Origin of the sequence: Thiothrix litoralis, from assembly GCF_017901135.1 — a bacterium.
In the GTDB taxonomy this organism is placed as follows: domain Bacteria; phylum Pseudomonadota; class Gammaproteobacteria; order Thiotrichales; family Thiotrichaceae; genus Thiothrix; species Thiothrix litoralis.
The window spans coordinates 61,789-74,867 of sequence record NZ_CP072801.1 but is presented as its reverse complement, the minus strand read 5'-3'; the positions used below and the strand labels follow the sequence as shown (position 1 = coordinate 74,867).

Annotated in this window: 12 protein-coding genes; 4 read left to right on the top strand and 8 right to left on the bottom strand. The window is 54.1% G+C overall.

Going from position 1 to position 13,079, the window contains the following annotated elements:
- Nucleotides 1-187: 187 nt before the first annotated feature.
- The 5 genes from J9253_RS00375 to J9253_RS00355 all read right to left on the bottom strand — a co-directional run bounded on the left by J9253_RS00375 (nt 188) and on the right by J9253_RS00355 (nt 6,153).
- Nucleotides 188-2,092 carry an ATP-binding cassette domain-containing protein gene (locus J9253_RS00375; protein WP_210222793.1) on the bottom strand — a complete coding sequence of 635 codons (1,905 nt, stop codon included), beginning with the start codon at nt 2,090-2,092 and terminating at the stop codon, nt 188-190.
- Between the two features lie 135 nt (nt 2,093-2,227).
- Nucleotides 2,228-2,791 (bottom strand): C40 family peptidase, encoded by a 564-nt coding sequence (locus tag J9253_RS00370; protein WP_210222792.1) that lies wholly within the window; start codon nt 2,789-2,791, stop codon nt 2,228-2,230.
- An 80-nt stretch (nt 2,792-2,871) separates the two neighbouring features.
- Nucleotides 2,872-3,423 (bottom strand): 16S rRNA (guanine(966)-N(2))-methyltransferase RsmD, encoded by a 552-nt coding sequence (gene rsmD / locus J9253_RS00365; protein WP_210222791.1) that lies wholly within the window; start codon nt 3,421-3,423, stop codon nt 2,872-2,874.
- Nucleotides 3,413-4,723: a M16 family metallopeptidase gene (locus J9253_RS00360; RefSeq protein WP_210222790.1), complete on the bottom strand. Its 1,311-nt coding sequence runs from the start codon at nt 4,721-4,723 to the stop codon at nt 3,413-3,415. The genes rsmD and J9253_RS00360 overlap by 11 nt, the downstream gene beginning before the upstream one ends.
- Nucleotides 4,724-4,728: 5 nt before the next feature.
- The gene (locus J9253_RS00355) at nt 4,729-6,153 is read right to left on the bottom strand and encodes a M16 family metallopeptidase (RefSeq protein WP_210222789.1); all 1,425 of its coding nucleotides are present in this window, start codon (nt 6,151-6,153) and stop codon (nt 4,729-4,731) included.
- A 43-nt stretch (nt 6,154-6,196) separates the two neighbouring features.
- On the opposite strand from J9253_RS00355, the gene ftsY reads away from it, so the two are divergent.
- The 4 genes from ftsY (at nt 6,197) to J9253_RS00335 (ending at nt 9,169) form a co-directional block, all read left to right on the top strand.
- The gene (ftsY, locus tag J9253_RS00350) at nt 6,197-7,204 is read left to right on the top strand and encodes a signal recognition particle-docking protein FtsY (protein WP_210222788.1); all 1,008 of its coding nucleotides are present in this window, start codon (nt 6,197-6,199) and stop codon (nt 7,202-7,204) included.
- Nucleotides 7,205-7,210: 6 nt separating this feature from the next.
- On the top strand, nt 7,211-7,855 hold the full coding sequence (gene ftsE / locus J9253_RS00345; protein WP_210222787.1) for a cell division ATP-binding protein FtsE: 645 nt from the start codon (nt 7,211-7,213) through the stop codon (nt 7,853-7,855).
- Nucleotides 7,855-8,844, top strand: a complete 990-nt coding sequence (gene ftsX / locus J9253_RS00340) for a permease-like cell division protein FtsX (protein WP_210222786.1) — start codon at nt 7,855-7,857, stop codon at nt 8,842-8,844. The genes ftsE and ftsX overlap by 1 nt, the downstream gene beginning before the upstream one ends.
- Nucleotides 8,845-8,950: 106 nt before the next feature.
- Entirely contained in the window at nt 8,951-9,169 is a 219-nt protein-coding gene (locus J9253_RS00335; protein ID WP_210222785.1) for a hypothetical protein, read from the top strand.
- A 7-nt stretch (nt 9,170-9,176) separates the two neighbouring features.
- Here J9253_RS00335 and J9253_RS00330 read toward each other — a convergent pair whose 3' ends face one another.
- Genes J9253_RS00330 through J9253_RS00320 form a run of 3 tightly spaced genes read right to left on the bottom strand, consistent with a single transcriptional unit; the run spans nt 9,177 to nt 13,073 of the window.
- Nucleotides 9,177-10,814 carry an ABC transporter ATP-binding protein gene (locus J9253_RS00330; protein WP_210222784.1) on the bottom strand — a complete coding sequence of 546 codons (1,638 nt, stop codon included), beginning with the start codon at nt 10,812-10,814 and terminating at the stop codon, nt 9,177-9,179.
- Complete coding sequence (locus tag J9253_RS00325; RefSeq protein WP_228291454.1) at nt 10,811-11,995, bottom strand: ABC transporter permease; 1,185 nt, start codon at nt 11,993-11,995, stop codon at nt 10,811-10,813. The genes J9253_RS00330 and J9253_RS00325 overlap by 4 nt, the downstream gene beginning before the upstream one ends.
- A 1-nt stretch (nt 11,996) precedes the next feature.
- The gene (locus tag J9253_RS00320; protein ID WP_210222782.1) at nt 11,997-13,073 is read right to left on the bottom strand and encodes an ABC transporter permease; all 1,077 of its coding nucleotides are present in this window, start codon (nt 13,071-13,073) and stop codon (nt 11,997-11,999) included.
- Between the last annotated feature and the right edge of the window lie 6 nt (nt 13,074-13,079).

The window sequence follows — 13,079 nt, the reverse complement described above, 5'->3', positions numbered from 1 at the left end:
TTGCAACTGACGTGCCAATCCTATTTTTTATTGATTATCATATACTTGGATTTAAAATGAGTATTGGAGGGGCGAAATGAAGTTCGCTCGACAAGGTATACCCTGCCGAGCGTGCGAACTGTTTTTCGTCGAATATGGAGAAATTAGAGAGATTAGTGGGGAGGGAAATTGCTGAATGGAGGGATAGTTAATCCCCTCCCATTGCCGTGTCGTACTCTTCGCTGGCTGCCATCCATGCGGTTTCCGCAGTGCTGATTTTCGTTTCCAGCGCCAATTGATCCAGCAGCAACTGCTTCAATACTTGCTTGTTGGCCTCGGTGTGCATATCTGGCTCGGCGAGTTTTGCTTCTAAGTCGGTTTTGCGCTGCGCCAGTTTTTCCAGCTCTTTTTCCAGCTTGTCGGCTTTTTGCTTAAGTGGCTGGAAGCGTTTGCGCTTTTCGGCCGATTCACGGCGCTGGTCTTTACGTCCTGCCGCGCTGTGAGAGGCCGCCGGAGCAGGCATCTCACCCTGCCCTGCGGCTTGCTCTTCCTCACGGAAACGTTTTTGTAGCCACACGGAATAATCGTCGAGGTCGCCGTCAAACTCTTGCGCCTTGCCGCCTTCCACCAGCAGCAGCTTGTCCGTCACCATTTTCAGCATGTGGCGGTCATGCGAGACGATAACCATGGCGCCGACGTAATCCTGCAAGGCCATGCTCAGAGCAAGGCGCATGTCGAGGTCAAGGTGGTTGGTGGGTTCGTCGAGCAGTAGCAGATTGGGCTTCTGGTAAATCAGCAAGGCCAGTGCCAGACGGGCTTTTTCACCGCCGGAAAATGGCTCAATCGCTTCATCTACCCGTGCGCCTTGGAAGGCGAAGCCGCCGAGGTAGTTACGTAAATCTTGCTCGCGGGCTTGCTTGTCGAGTTCGCGTAAATGTTGCAGCGGCGACTGGTCGATTTTCAGTTGTTCCAACTGGTGCTGGGCGAAGTAGCCGATTTTGATGTCGGCCGCCTGCCAGCTTTCGCCGCCTTGGGCAGGCAATAGGCCAGCCATGAACTTGATCAGGGTAGATTTACCCGCGCCATTGGGGCCGATCAAGCCGATGCGATCCCCCGGCATGATTTGCAGTTCGATGCCTGCCACGATGATCTTTTCGCCGTAACCGATGCTGACTTTATCGACGTGTAGCAGACGGTCGGGCAGCTTGTGCGGCGTCTTAAAACTGAAGGTGAACGGGGAATCGACGTGGGCGGGACCGATGGTTTCCATGCGTTCCAGCGCTTTCAAGCGGCTTTGCGCTTGGCGTGCCTTGGTGGCTTGGGCGCGGAAACGGTCGACATAGCTTTGGATGTGCGCCCGTTCGAGTTGCTGTTTCACATAGGCGGATTGCTGTTGCGCCAGCCGTTCCGAACGGGTGATCTCGAAGGTCGAGTAGTCGCCGGTATACAGGGTGATGCGGCCTTGTTCGATGTGCGCAATCTGGGTGCAAATCGCATCGAGAAATTCGCGGTCATGCGAAATCAGCAGCAGCGTGCCGCGATAAGCTTTCAGCCAGTCTTGCAGCCAGATGACCGCATCGAGGTCAAGGTGGTTGGTGGGTTCGTCAAGCAGCAACAGGTCGGAACGGCACATCAGCGCTTGCACCAGATTCAGACGCATCCGCCAACCGCCGGAAAAGCTGGAAACCGGGTTGCGGATGTCTTCCGGCTTGAAACCCAGCCCGTGCAGCAAGGTGGCGGCGCGGCTTTCGGTGGTATAACCGTCAATGGCATCCAGCTTGGCGTACAAATCGCCAATGTGCATTCCGTCCGCATGTTCCAATTGCGCCTTCAGACTGACGTATTCGGCATCGCCTTCCAACGCGTAATCCAGCGCCGTGGCTTCGGTGGCGGGGGTTTCCTGTTTGACATGCGCAATCACCCAACCGGCGGGAATGCTGAAATTGCCCACATCCGGTGACAGATCGCCCCGAATCAGTGAAAACAGGCTGGATTTGCCCGTGCCATTCGCGCCGGTCAAACCGACCCGCTGGCCGGGGTGGATGTTTAATGTAGCGCCGCCGAGCAATTCCTTGCTACCGCGCCGTAAGCCGAGATTGGAGAAAACTAACATGGACTAATGGGACTCCGTACCAGCGGGGGTTTCTTCAAAGCGCGTGAGTATAACGCAAAATGGAAACCAACGAAGAGGGCGTACACTGTACGCTCTCTCTGGCAATATGCCCTCTCTGGAAAATTCGCGCTACTCTCAAGAATAACTAGGGCGGCACGCCCCCGGAATCCGTCCAAACCCAACCAACCGATTGGCCCAGTAGCCTTTCAATTGATCAGTAGCAATAGCTCTCCCGGTGCGCGGCGCATGAACGAACTTATTGTTTCCCAAATAAATCCCCACATGGCTCACTCGCTTGCCACTGGTATTGAAAAACACCAGATCGCCCTTCTGGCTCTGTTCTTTCGGCACTTTCACGGCGGCGGCGTATTGCTCGGCGGCGGTACGCGGAATCGACACCTGCGCCCCATTTCTGAAGGCATATTGCGTCAAACCACTGCAATCGAATCCGCTAACTGGGCTGGTGCCGCCCCAGCGGTACATTTTCCCCTGCTGCTTTTGCGCGTTCCACACCACTCTATCCAACAACGTCACCGACTTTGACGCCGACTTTGACGCCGACTTTGACGTTGCTACCACCGCTATCGGTGTAACTACCCCCGCAACACTCACCGGCTTAGGGGATTCATTAACAGCACTACAACCGACCACGGCAAACGCTAACAGAATTGCACATCCTTGCACTAACACACCAGACATGAGAGACCTCCACAACACTTCAACAAGACACAACACACTCAATAAGATTAGATCACAAGCTGAATCTTTGCTGAACAAAATCACTGAAAAAGTAACAAACTTTGCACTTGTCCGGCAGTGGTTTCGCGGTGGACATTTAGATTGAAGCGGGAGAAGTCGGTAGCAGCACCCATTTCCTGCTCCAAATAGATCATGCCGCCCGATTTCAGCAGCGTTTTAGCAAACAGGGTGTCGAGAACGGGTTCCAGAAAATGCTTGCGAAAAGGTGGATCAAGGAAAATCAAATCAAAACCGTCCGTTTCCCGTTGCAGGTAACGGAAGGCATCATCATTCACCAGCACGGCCTGTTGCGCCCCCAACAAGGCAATGTTGTCACGCAAGGCTTTGGCAGCAGCAGGATGTTTTTCCACCATGACCACCTCAGCCGCCCCGCGCGACAAGGCTTCCAGCCCCAACGCGCCACTGCCCGCAAACAAGTCGAGGCAACGCGCCCCTGGCACTTGCTGTTGCAGCCAGTTAAACAGGGTTTCACGTACCCGGTCTGGCGTCGGGCGCAAACCGGGTACATCAGCGAAACGCAGCTTGCGGCTGCGCCATTCGCCGCCAATGATACGCAGCAGGTTATTTTTCATCGCCACCCACGATCACCGTTACCATTTTGTCTGGCTGTACCCGGCGTGTAAACGCATCGGCAATCTGCTCGCGGGTCAGCGCATTGATTTTGCCGGTGAATGTATCCAGATAATCCAATGGCAATTTGTAAAAGCCGATCACCCCGACGTATTCCACAATCTGGCTGTTATTCGCAGTACGCAGCGGGAAACCGCCAGTAATATCCTTTTTGGAAGCCTCCAACTCCTCATCGGTGGGGCCTTCTTTCTGGAACTTGCCCAGCACATCACGCACCACTTTCAGCGCCTCGGCCGTTTGTTCCTGCTTGGTTTGCAGGCCGATTTCAAACGCACCCAATTGCGCCATCGGTGCAAAGTAACTGTAGACGCTGTAGCTCAAACCCCGGTCATTACGCACTTCTTTCATCAGGCGCGAGGTAAAACCGCTGCCCCCCAATACCTGATTACCCATATACAAGGTGAAATAATCGTCATCCCCACGCTTGTTACCAATCTGCCCCACCAAAATGTGTGACTGAGCCGAAGGGTAAGGAATCTTCACGGTTTTGGCTTCCGTCAATGGCTTTACTTCAGGGATGGGCGCAGCCGCTTCACCCGCTGGCAACACCGCCGACACCTGTTCCGCCAAGGCTTCCGCCTGCTTACGGTCAACCGCCCCCACGATGGCTAGCAAGCCGTTTTTAGCGACATAATACTGTTGGTAAAACGCTTTTAGGTCGTCGACTGTCAGCGCTTGAATGCTCTCTTCCGTACCATTTTCGGACTGCCCGTAAGGGTGATCACCGTACAAGGCTTTGTAGAAGGCTTTACTCCCCAAACTTTCCGGGTCTTGCTTTTCCGCTTGCAAACCGACCAGCGTCAGCTTTTGCACCCGCTCGAAGTCTTTTTGTGGAAAATCGGGTTTGGACAAAACCTTCAGCCACAGATCGACCGCAGTCTTTTGCTCTTTTTCCAGCGTAATGGTGCGCAAGCCCACTGCCCCCATATCCTTGGATGCGCTGGAAGAAAACACCGCACCAATCGATTCAAACTGTTCGGTAAGCTGGTCTTCACTCAAACCAGCAGCGCCTTTGTTCAACATATCGTTCGCCAGCATTGCCAGACCTTGCTTTGTGCCATCCCGCGCACTGCCCGCGTCAAACACCAGCCGCAAATCCATCATCGGCAACTCAGGTGCGGGAACGTAATACACCCGTAAACCGTTAGCCGTTGTCCAGTGCTCGATTTGAGGGGCGGCGTGTGCGAAGGGTGCAAACACCACCAACAGCACCAGTGGTGCTAACAATATCTTTTTCAACATGGTGTTTACCTCACGAAACTCGGCGCGTTTTTCGGCTTGTTCGGGTCAATGGGTTGGGGGTCAAGTTCCGCAATCGTCAGCGTATCTTCAATCAGGTATTTCTTCGCCACGGCCTGAATCTGGTCGGGCGTAATCGCCAAAATATTATCGACGTATTCATCCGACAGTTGATAACCCAAACCCACCGTTTCCAGCGAACCCAGCGTTATGGCCTGATTCTGTTGGGAATCACGTTCGTAGATTTCACTGGCAATCACTTGTGCCTTAACGCGATCCAATTCTTCCGCCGACACCGGCTCGTTGCGGAGTTTTTCGACTTGTTCCAGCAAGGCCGTTTTGACCGTTTCCAGCTTTTCGCCCTTGGTCGGCATTCCGCTCAGGCTAAACAAATCTGGCAAGCGCCCGGAACCGCTGTACCACGCACTGGCGCTGGAGGCGATTTCCTTACCCCGGATCAGCTCTTTGGATAAACGTGAACTGTTGCCACCGTCTAAAATACCTGCAAGCATTTCCAGTGCATACGGCTCCCACTTTTGCTTGGCATTGATCATGCCGGGGACTTTGTAGCCCATCATAATGTACGGCAATTCAGCAGGCGCTTTGACCTTGATCATGCGCAAGCCTTTTTGCTCCACTTCGGTCTGTGGCTTGGGCTTCGGAATATTCTCGGTGGGCTTGAGTGGGCCGTAATACTTTTTCGCCAATTCGTAAACGGCGGCGGGGTCAACATCGCCGACCACTACCAGCGTGGCATTGTTGGGCGCGTACCAACGCTCGTACCATGCCCGCAAGTCTTCCACTTGCATGGCATCCAGATCTGCCATCCAGCCAATCACCGGGTTATGGTAAGGGCTGTTGAGGAAAGCGACCGCCTCAAACTGTTCGCGGGTCAGCGCCGTCGGCTTGTCTTCAGTACGCCAGCGACGCTCTTCCTTTACTACCTCGACTTCTTTTCTGAATTCGGCGGGCGGCAAGGTGAGGTTGCGCACCCGGTCAGATTCCAGTTCAAAGGCCACTTCCAGTCGGTCTGCGGCAATTATTTGGTAATAAGCGGTGTAATCCTGCCCAGTGAAGGCATTATCTTGTGCTCCGTTTTCGGCAATGATGCGATTAAATTCGCCCGTGGGATACTTGGTCGTGCCCTTGAACATCATGTGTTCGACCACGTGTGACAGCCCGGTTTGACCACCGTGTTCGTAGCTCGAACCCACCTTGTACCACAACTGCACCACGGCAATCGGCGCACGCTTATCCTGTTTCACCAACACCTTCAAACCGTTATCCAGCTTGTATTCGTGTACCGGTACTTCCACCTTCACGCGCTCAATAGCCTGCACGGGTGGCATAAAAAAACCTGCAAACACGACAGAAACCGCTAGAATTGTTTTGATATTACGGTTTTGTCCGGCAAATGGTAGTATTCTTCGCATTCTTTCACCTGACGATAGTAAAAAGCTGGGCGGTCATTGTACGATGTTTGGATTCGGAAAGAAAAAAAACCAGGAATTGCCTGAAAACACCCCTGCGGTGCCTCAAGAATCACCAGCCGCTCCGGCGGAAGGTTTGTTCGCGCGTCTGAAACGCGGCCTCTCCAAAACCAGTAATGCCCTGATCATGGGTATGGATACGCTGGTTATGGGCAAAAAGCAAATTGACGACGATGTGCTGGAGGAATTGGAAACCCGTTTATTGATGGCAGATGTCGGCATAGAGGCCACCCGCGAAATCATGGACGACCTCACCAGCCGGGTCAACCGCGCCGAACTGGCAGATATGGATGCCATGATGCAGGCTCTGTACAATAAGGTACACGACATCCTGCGCTCGGCTGCACAACCGCTGAAAATCGACAGCAGCCACAAACCGTTTGTGCTACTGATGGTCGGCATTAATGGTGCGGGTAAAACCACCACCATTGGCAAGCTTGCGAAAAAATTCCAGCAAGACGGCAAATCGGTGATGCTAGCCGCAGGCGACACCTTCCGCGCCGCAGCCGTGGAACAGCTCACCATCTGGGGCGAACGCAACCATATCCCGGTGATTGCCCAAGGCAGCGGGGCTGATTCGGCTTCGGTGATCTTCGATGCGGTGCAAGCGGCCAAAGCCCGCAAAATCGACGTGCTGCTGGCGGATACCGCCGGGCGCTTGCACACGCAAACCAATTTGATGGATGAGCTGAAAAAAGTGAAGCGCGTCATCCAAAAACTGGACGGTTCCGCCCCGCATGAAATCATGCTGATCGTGGACGCCAGTATCGGCCAGAATGCTTTGGTACAAGCCAAACAATTCAACGAAGCATTAGGGCTGACGGGTATTACCGTCACCAAACTCGACGGGACTGCCAAAGGTGGCATCCTGCTCGCTATTGCCCAACAACTTAAAGTCCCGGTACGCTTTATCGGCGTGGGTGAAAGCATTGATGACCTTCAGGAATTCGATGCCTATGAATTCACCAGCGCCCTGCTTACCGGGAATAGTTAACACTACATGATTGAATTCAAGCAAGTCAGTAAAAAATACCCAACAGGGCAACTAGCCCTTTACAATATCAACCTGACGCTGGAAGCTGGTGAAATGGTGTTCATCACCGGGCATTCCGGCGCTGGTAAAAGCACCTTGCTGAAACTGGTAGCCATGCTGGAACGCCCCACCAAAGGCGATGTTTTGATTGGTGGGCGTTCCCTGAGCAAGCTGGGCAGAAGCCAAATCCCCAATTACCGCCGCCGCATTGGCTTCATCTTTCAGGACCCGCACCTGCTGTATGACCGCACGGTATTCGACAATATCGCCCTGCCCTTGCGCATCGCCGGAATGGGGCAAAGCGAAACCCGCCGCCGCGTACAAGCCGCGCTGGATAAGGTCGGGCTGACAGGCCGCGAAAGCACCTTCCCGCTGATGCTGTCCGCCGGGGAAAAACAGCGGGTGGGCATTGCACGGGCGATGGTCAATAAACCCACCATTATTCTGGCGGACGAACCCACCGGCAACCTTGACCCAGAACTGGCACAAGACATCATGTTTACCTTCGCACAATTCAACGAACTCGGTGCCACGGTCATGATTGCCAGCCACGACCACGCCCTGGTAGAACGCATGAAAAAACGCACCATCGTGCTCCAAAAGGTAGACTAATGGCGAACCCTGCAAACAAAAAAGCGGCTCCCAAGCGCAACGCATCCTTTTATGCCACCCCTTTTAACGCTTGGTGGAACCAACAGTCTGGTGCCATCAAGTTCAGCATGGAACGCCTGTGGTTCAACCCGGTGTCGACTTGGATCACCTTGGCGGCGATTGCGATTGCGCTCTCCCTGCCCACCAGCTTGCACTTGCTGCTAAAAAATATGCAGACCTTGACGGCTGACAAGCGTGAAGTCCCCACTGTCACCCTGTTCCTGAAACAATCTGTTTCCGAACAGCAGGCCAAAGACCGCGCGGAATTGCTCTCCGAATTGCCCGAAATAGACAATGTGCGCGTCGTGACCCGCGAGGAAGCGCTGGCTGATTTCCGCAAAATTACCGGCTTTGCGCAAACACTGGAAACGCTGGATGAAAACCCCCTGCCCCATGTGTTGATCCTCACCCCACGCCTTAGCCTGCTCGGTAATCTGGATATGGATGCGGATGGCCTCACCAAAAAACTCAGAACCTACCCCGAAGTCGATGACGTACAAATCGACGTGGAATGGGTACAACGCCTACGCGGTATCCTGCGGATTGCGGAACGCATCGTGCTGGTCGTTTCTATCTTGCTGGGGATGACGGTGCTGCTGGTGGTCGGCAATACCATCCGCCTCGACATCGAAAACCGTAAGGAAGAAATCCGCGTCACCCAATTGATTGGGGCAACCAATGCCTACATCCGCCGCCCCTTCATTTATAACGGCATCTGGCTGGGGTTATTTGGGGGAGTATTGAGCCTGGTGATCGTGCATATCGCGCTGTTATTCCTGATTGCGCCGGTCACCAAACTCGCCAGCCTTTATGGCAGCACTTTCATACTCAGCGGTATTGATGTGCTCATGACCCTGAAAATCCTGTTCGCCAGCAGTCTTCTGGGGGTCATTGGCTCATGGCTAGCGGTGGGGCGCTACCTCTGGCAAAGCGACGATGCCATCAATTGACCTTTAACTGATTAATTATAAAGCAAATACCCCAGTATCAAGTAGATTGATTTTTGCACTGGCTTGTATTAGATTATTGGTTTCCCGAGTGTCAAGGGCTTTTGCTATGTTAAGTACATCCAAAGCGTTGGTCGTAACGTCGCCGCCGCGTCCATTTTCCAGCGTCCATCAGTTCGATTGGCTGAAAAAAAGCCGCATGGGCTGTCCTGCCTGCCGCAGCGCCTATGTAATGGCAGTACGACGAACCTGGTATGAAAAACTGCTCACCCGCCAGCACAAATTCTGGTGTCAGGATTGCGGTAAAAAATTCTGGAAGAAGGATTAATTCCTGATCAAATGAGCAAACGTGGCACGGCTGACAGCAACTTCTGCGTGTAATCTTCTTGCGGATTACCGCATACCTCAGCGGTAGCCCCTCGTTCCACGATTTTGCCTTTGTACATCACCATCGTTTGGTCGCTGAGGTATTCCACCACCCCGATATTGTGCGTGATAAATAATAGCGTCAGGTTGTGTTCGTCACGAATTTTCAGCAGTAATTGCAAGATTTCGGCCTGTACCGACACATCTAGCGCACTGGTGATTTCATCGCAAACGATGAATTCGGGGTTTAACACCAAAGCGCGTGCCAAACCGATACGCTGGCGTTGCCCACCGGAAAATTCGTGCGGGTAACGCCACAGCGCATCCCGTGGAAGCTGCATATCGTCCAGAATCTGCGCAGCACGTTCGATGCGCTCTTCCTGATTTACGCCAATACCGTGTGCCTTGAGCGGCTCGGTCAGAGTGGTTTCCACCAGCAAACGCGGGTTAAGCGACGATTGCGGGTCCTGAAAAGCAATCTGCATTTTCGGACGCAATGGGCGCAATTCCCGCGCCGATAAGCCGGTCAGCTCCTGCCCGTGTAACTGAATACTGCCAGACGTTGGCTTTTCCAGTTGCAAAATAGCTCGCCCCAACGTGGTCTTGCCACAACCGGACTCCCCCACCAATGCCACGATCTGGCCTTTCGGAATATCCAGCGACACATCATCCACCGCCCTCACATGATCGACCGTGCGGCGGAGCAGACCTTTTTTGATGGGAAACCAAACGTTGAGATTACGAATAGAAAGGAGACTCTCTTTTCCCCCCTTTGCAAAAGGGGGGCTGGGGGGGATTTTCCTCTCTCTCACCAAATTCTCCGGCACTGCCGCCAGCAATTGCTGCGTATAAGCATGTTGCGGATGCCGCAACACCTGCGTGGTACTGCCCACCTCCACCAGCTTACCCTGCTGCATCACCCCAACCTGTTGCGCCATTTGCGCCACTACCCCAAAATCGTGGGTAATGAACAGCGTGCTCATGCCAGTATCGTCCTGCAATTGACGCAGCAAACGCAGGATTTCAGCCTGTACCGTCACATCCAGCGCCGTGGTTGGCTCGTCAGCAATCAGCAATTCCGGCTCACAAGCCAGCGCCATCGCAATCATTACCCGCTGCCGTTGCCCACCCGATAACTGGTGCGGGTAATCGTGGAAACGTTCCCGCGCCTTGGGGATTTGCACCTGTTCCAACGCCAATAATGCCCGTTCCAGCGCCTCTTCATCGCTCATGGTCGGGTGGTGCAATTGCAGGGCTTCGGTAATCTGTTCCCCCACCGAAAATACCGGATTCAGCGAGGTCATCGGCTCCTGAAAGATCATCGCTATTTGCGAACCACGAATGCCGCGCAATGCATCTTCCGGCAGTTTGAGTATATCTTGCCCGTTAAACAGGATTTCACCGCCCGGATGCGAGGCAATGCCCTGCGGCAACAAGCGGATCACGGATAGCGCCGAAATCGACTTGCCACTGCCCGATTCGCCCACCAGACAAAAGGTTTCACCCTTGGGAATACTGAAACTGACATCATCGACCGCTTTCACGGTACGCCCGCCACTGTTCAAGTAAGTGCGCAGGTTCCTGACTTCCAGCAATGGCTGACTCATGAGCCTACCCCCGCATTGCGTGACAACTTCGGGTCAATCGCATCCCGGAAGGCTTCGCCGATCAGGTTATAGGCAAACACCGTGAAGAAAATCGCACCGCCGGGGAATGCCGCCATCCACCAGTTGAAAGTGGACGATTTCACCGCCTGATCCAGCATTTGCCCCCACGACGGCTCACCCACCAGACCGAGGCCGAGGAAACTCAGCGTCGCTTCCGCCAAAATCGCCGAAGCCACCCCGAAACTCGCCGCCACCAGCAAAGGCGCAACCCCATTCGGCAGCATGTGACGGAACAAAATCGACGACAACGGCAAGCCACTGGCTACCGCCGCCTGCACAAACTCCTGCTTACGCAACTTGAGGAATTCCGCCCGAATATACCGCGCATACCCCGACCAACTGGTGACACCGATAATGATCATCATCATGTACAAACTGCGCCCGAAAAACGCCACGAAGGTCAGCAGCAAAAACAGCGTCGGGATCGCCTCGAAAATTTCCACTAAGCGCATCCCGATCATATCCACCACGCCGGAAAAATACCCCATCAGCCCGCCCAGCACTACGCCGATCACCATGGAAATACTGGTCGCAATCAACCCAATGCTCAGCGCAATACGCGAAGCATGAATCATGCGGCTAAACACATCCGCACCATTTTCCTCCGTACCCATCAGGTGAAAGCGCCCATCCGTAGCCTTGAGCGGCTGCTCCAGCCCGTGTTCCGGGTAATCACGCAGGTAATCGGTCGGCGCATACGGCACGGGTGGCATCATGCGCCAATCCGCCTCGGTATACGCTGGAGCACGAAAATCATCGTAAATTTTCACCGCCGGTGGCTTCACCAGCAGATTCGCCAAGACGGCAGCAACGAGCGTTCCTGCCAGAAACAGCAACACCCGTTTACCCCCACTCAAGCGCAGCCATGCCAGCACCACAACCAAGGCAAACACCGCCAATACGAACACATCTTCGACCGTCAGGTATTCCAACACAGGCGCAGAAATGTGCCCGCCCTTACTCATCAGTAATGGCATCGAATTGGCTAAAAACGGCGCGAACACTCCCATGAAGACCAGCAGCCCCACCCACGCGAAGCCAAGTTTCACCCCAATACGCGGCCAAATGGCTCGCCAGACACGCCGGAAAAACGTTTCGCGGCTGACTGTGTGTGCCGTCATATCAGTCATACGTCACCCTTGGGTCTACCAGCGTGTAACAGAAATCCGCAATCAGATAACCAATCAGGGTCAAAAAACCGCTGATCCAGGTAATCGACAGCACTAGCTCACGGTCACGGCCTTTCACCGCCTCCACTGCCAATTGCCCCATGCCATTAATACTGAAAATGTTTTCCACAATGAGTGAACCTGCCAACAAGCTGGGTAGCAATCCAGCAGACACGGTAATCAGTGGCAACAAGCTGTTACGGAACACGTGTTTCCACAACACATCCTCTTCCGCCAAGCCTTTGGCACGGGCAGTACGCGCATAATCGGCTTGCAGGTTTTCCAGCACCGAAGTACGCGTCAACTTCGCCAAGCCCGCAAACCCAGCGTAAGACAGGCAAATCACCGGCAATACCAAATGCCACACCCGGTCAAGCAAGTAGCCGGGAACCCATGCCCCCGCCAGCATATGTGGCAGGAAGGGCATATCCTGCGCCTCGCGGCTGCTAATCCCCGCCGTCGGAAACCATTGCCAATACTGGGTATTGGCAAAGAAACCCAGCAGCAACACCCCCGCCAACATGGTAGGAATCGACCACAGCGCCAGCATCGACACACTCGAAATCGTATCGAAACGCCCCCCCCGATCCGTCGCCGCCTTCACACCGACCACAATCGCAATCACGTAAATCAGTGGCAACGTGACCAGATTAAGTAATAAAGTGATGGGAATGCGTTCGGCAAGGATTTCGCTGACAGGCCGCCCATACATCAGGCTATCGCCCAAATCCATGCCCTTGGTGAAGGAAAAGCCGGTGTATTTACCTGCGTCATCCTGCGTAAGGCCGACGGGGGAAACGTTGTTGAGCCAGCGTAAATATTGGAGTGGCGCGGGTTGATCGAGGCCATAACGCTTGTTGTAATAAGCCGTCAGCGCCTGCTTTTCGGCGGGTTTCATGTTCGCGCCACCGACCAACGATTGCGCCGTCAAGCCACCGGGAGCCAGTGCCATGACAGTGAACACGACAATAGTAATCCCCAACAAAGTGGGGATCATCAACAACAGACGCCGCAGCAGGTAGGTTAACAAGTGCTT

What these genes read in the sequence shown, in the direction of transcription:
- ftsX (WP_210222786.1), top strand. Translation starts at nt 7,855, where the DNA reads ATGGCGAACCCTGCAAACAAAAAAGCGGCTCCCAAGCGCAACGCATCC.
- J9253_RS00370 (WP_210222792.1), bottom strand. Translation starts at nt 2,791, where the DNA reads ATGTCTGGTGTGTTAGTGCAAGGATGTGCAATTCTGTTAGCGTTTGCC.
- J9253_RS00375 (WP_210222793.1), bottom strand. Translation starts at nt 2,092, where the DNA reads ATGTTAGTTTTCTCCAATCTCGGCTTACGGCGCGGTAGCAAGGAATTG.
- J9253_RS00325 (WP_228291454.1), bottom strand. Translation starts at nt 11,995, where the DNA reads ATGACGGCACACACAGTCAGCCGCGAAACGTTTTTCCGGCGTGTCTGG.
- J9253_RS00355 (WP_210222789.1), bottom strand. Translation starts at nt 6,153, where the DNA reads ATGCGAAGAATACTACCATTTGCCGGACAAAACCGTAATATCAAAACA.
- J9253_RS00330 (WP_210222784.1), bottom strand. Translation starts at nt 10,814, where the DNA reads ATGAGTCAGCCATTGCTGGAAGTCAGGAACCTGCGCACTTACTTGAAC.
- J9253_RS00335 (WP_210222785.1), top strand. Translation starts at nt 8,951, where the DNA reads ATGTTAAGTACATCCAAAGCGTTGGTCGTAACGTCGCCGCCGCGTCCA.
- ftsY (WP_210222788.1), top strand. Translation starts at nt 6,197, where the DNA reads ATGTTTGGATTCGGAAAGAAAAAAAACCAGGAATTGCCTGAAAACACC.
- rsmD (WP_210222791.1), bottom strand. Translation starts at nt 3,423, where the DNA reads ATGAAAAATAACCTGCTGCGTATCATTGGCGGCGAATGGCGCAGCCGC.
- ftsE (WP_210222787.1), top strand. Translation starts at nt 7,211, where the DNA reads ATGATTGAATTCAAGCAAGTCAGTAAAAAATACCCAACAGGGCAACTA.
- J9253_RS00360 (WP_210222790.1), bottom strand. Translation starts at nt 4,723, where the DNA reads ATGTTGAAAAAGATATTGTTAGCACCACTGGTGCTGTTGGTGGTGTTT.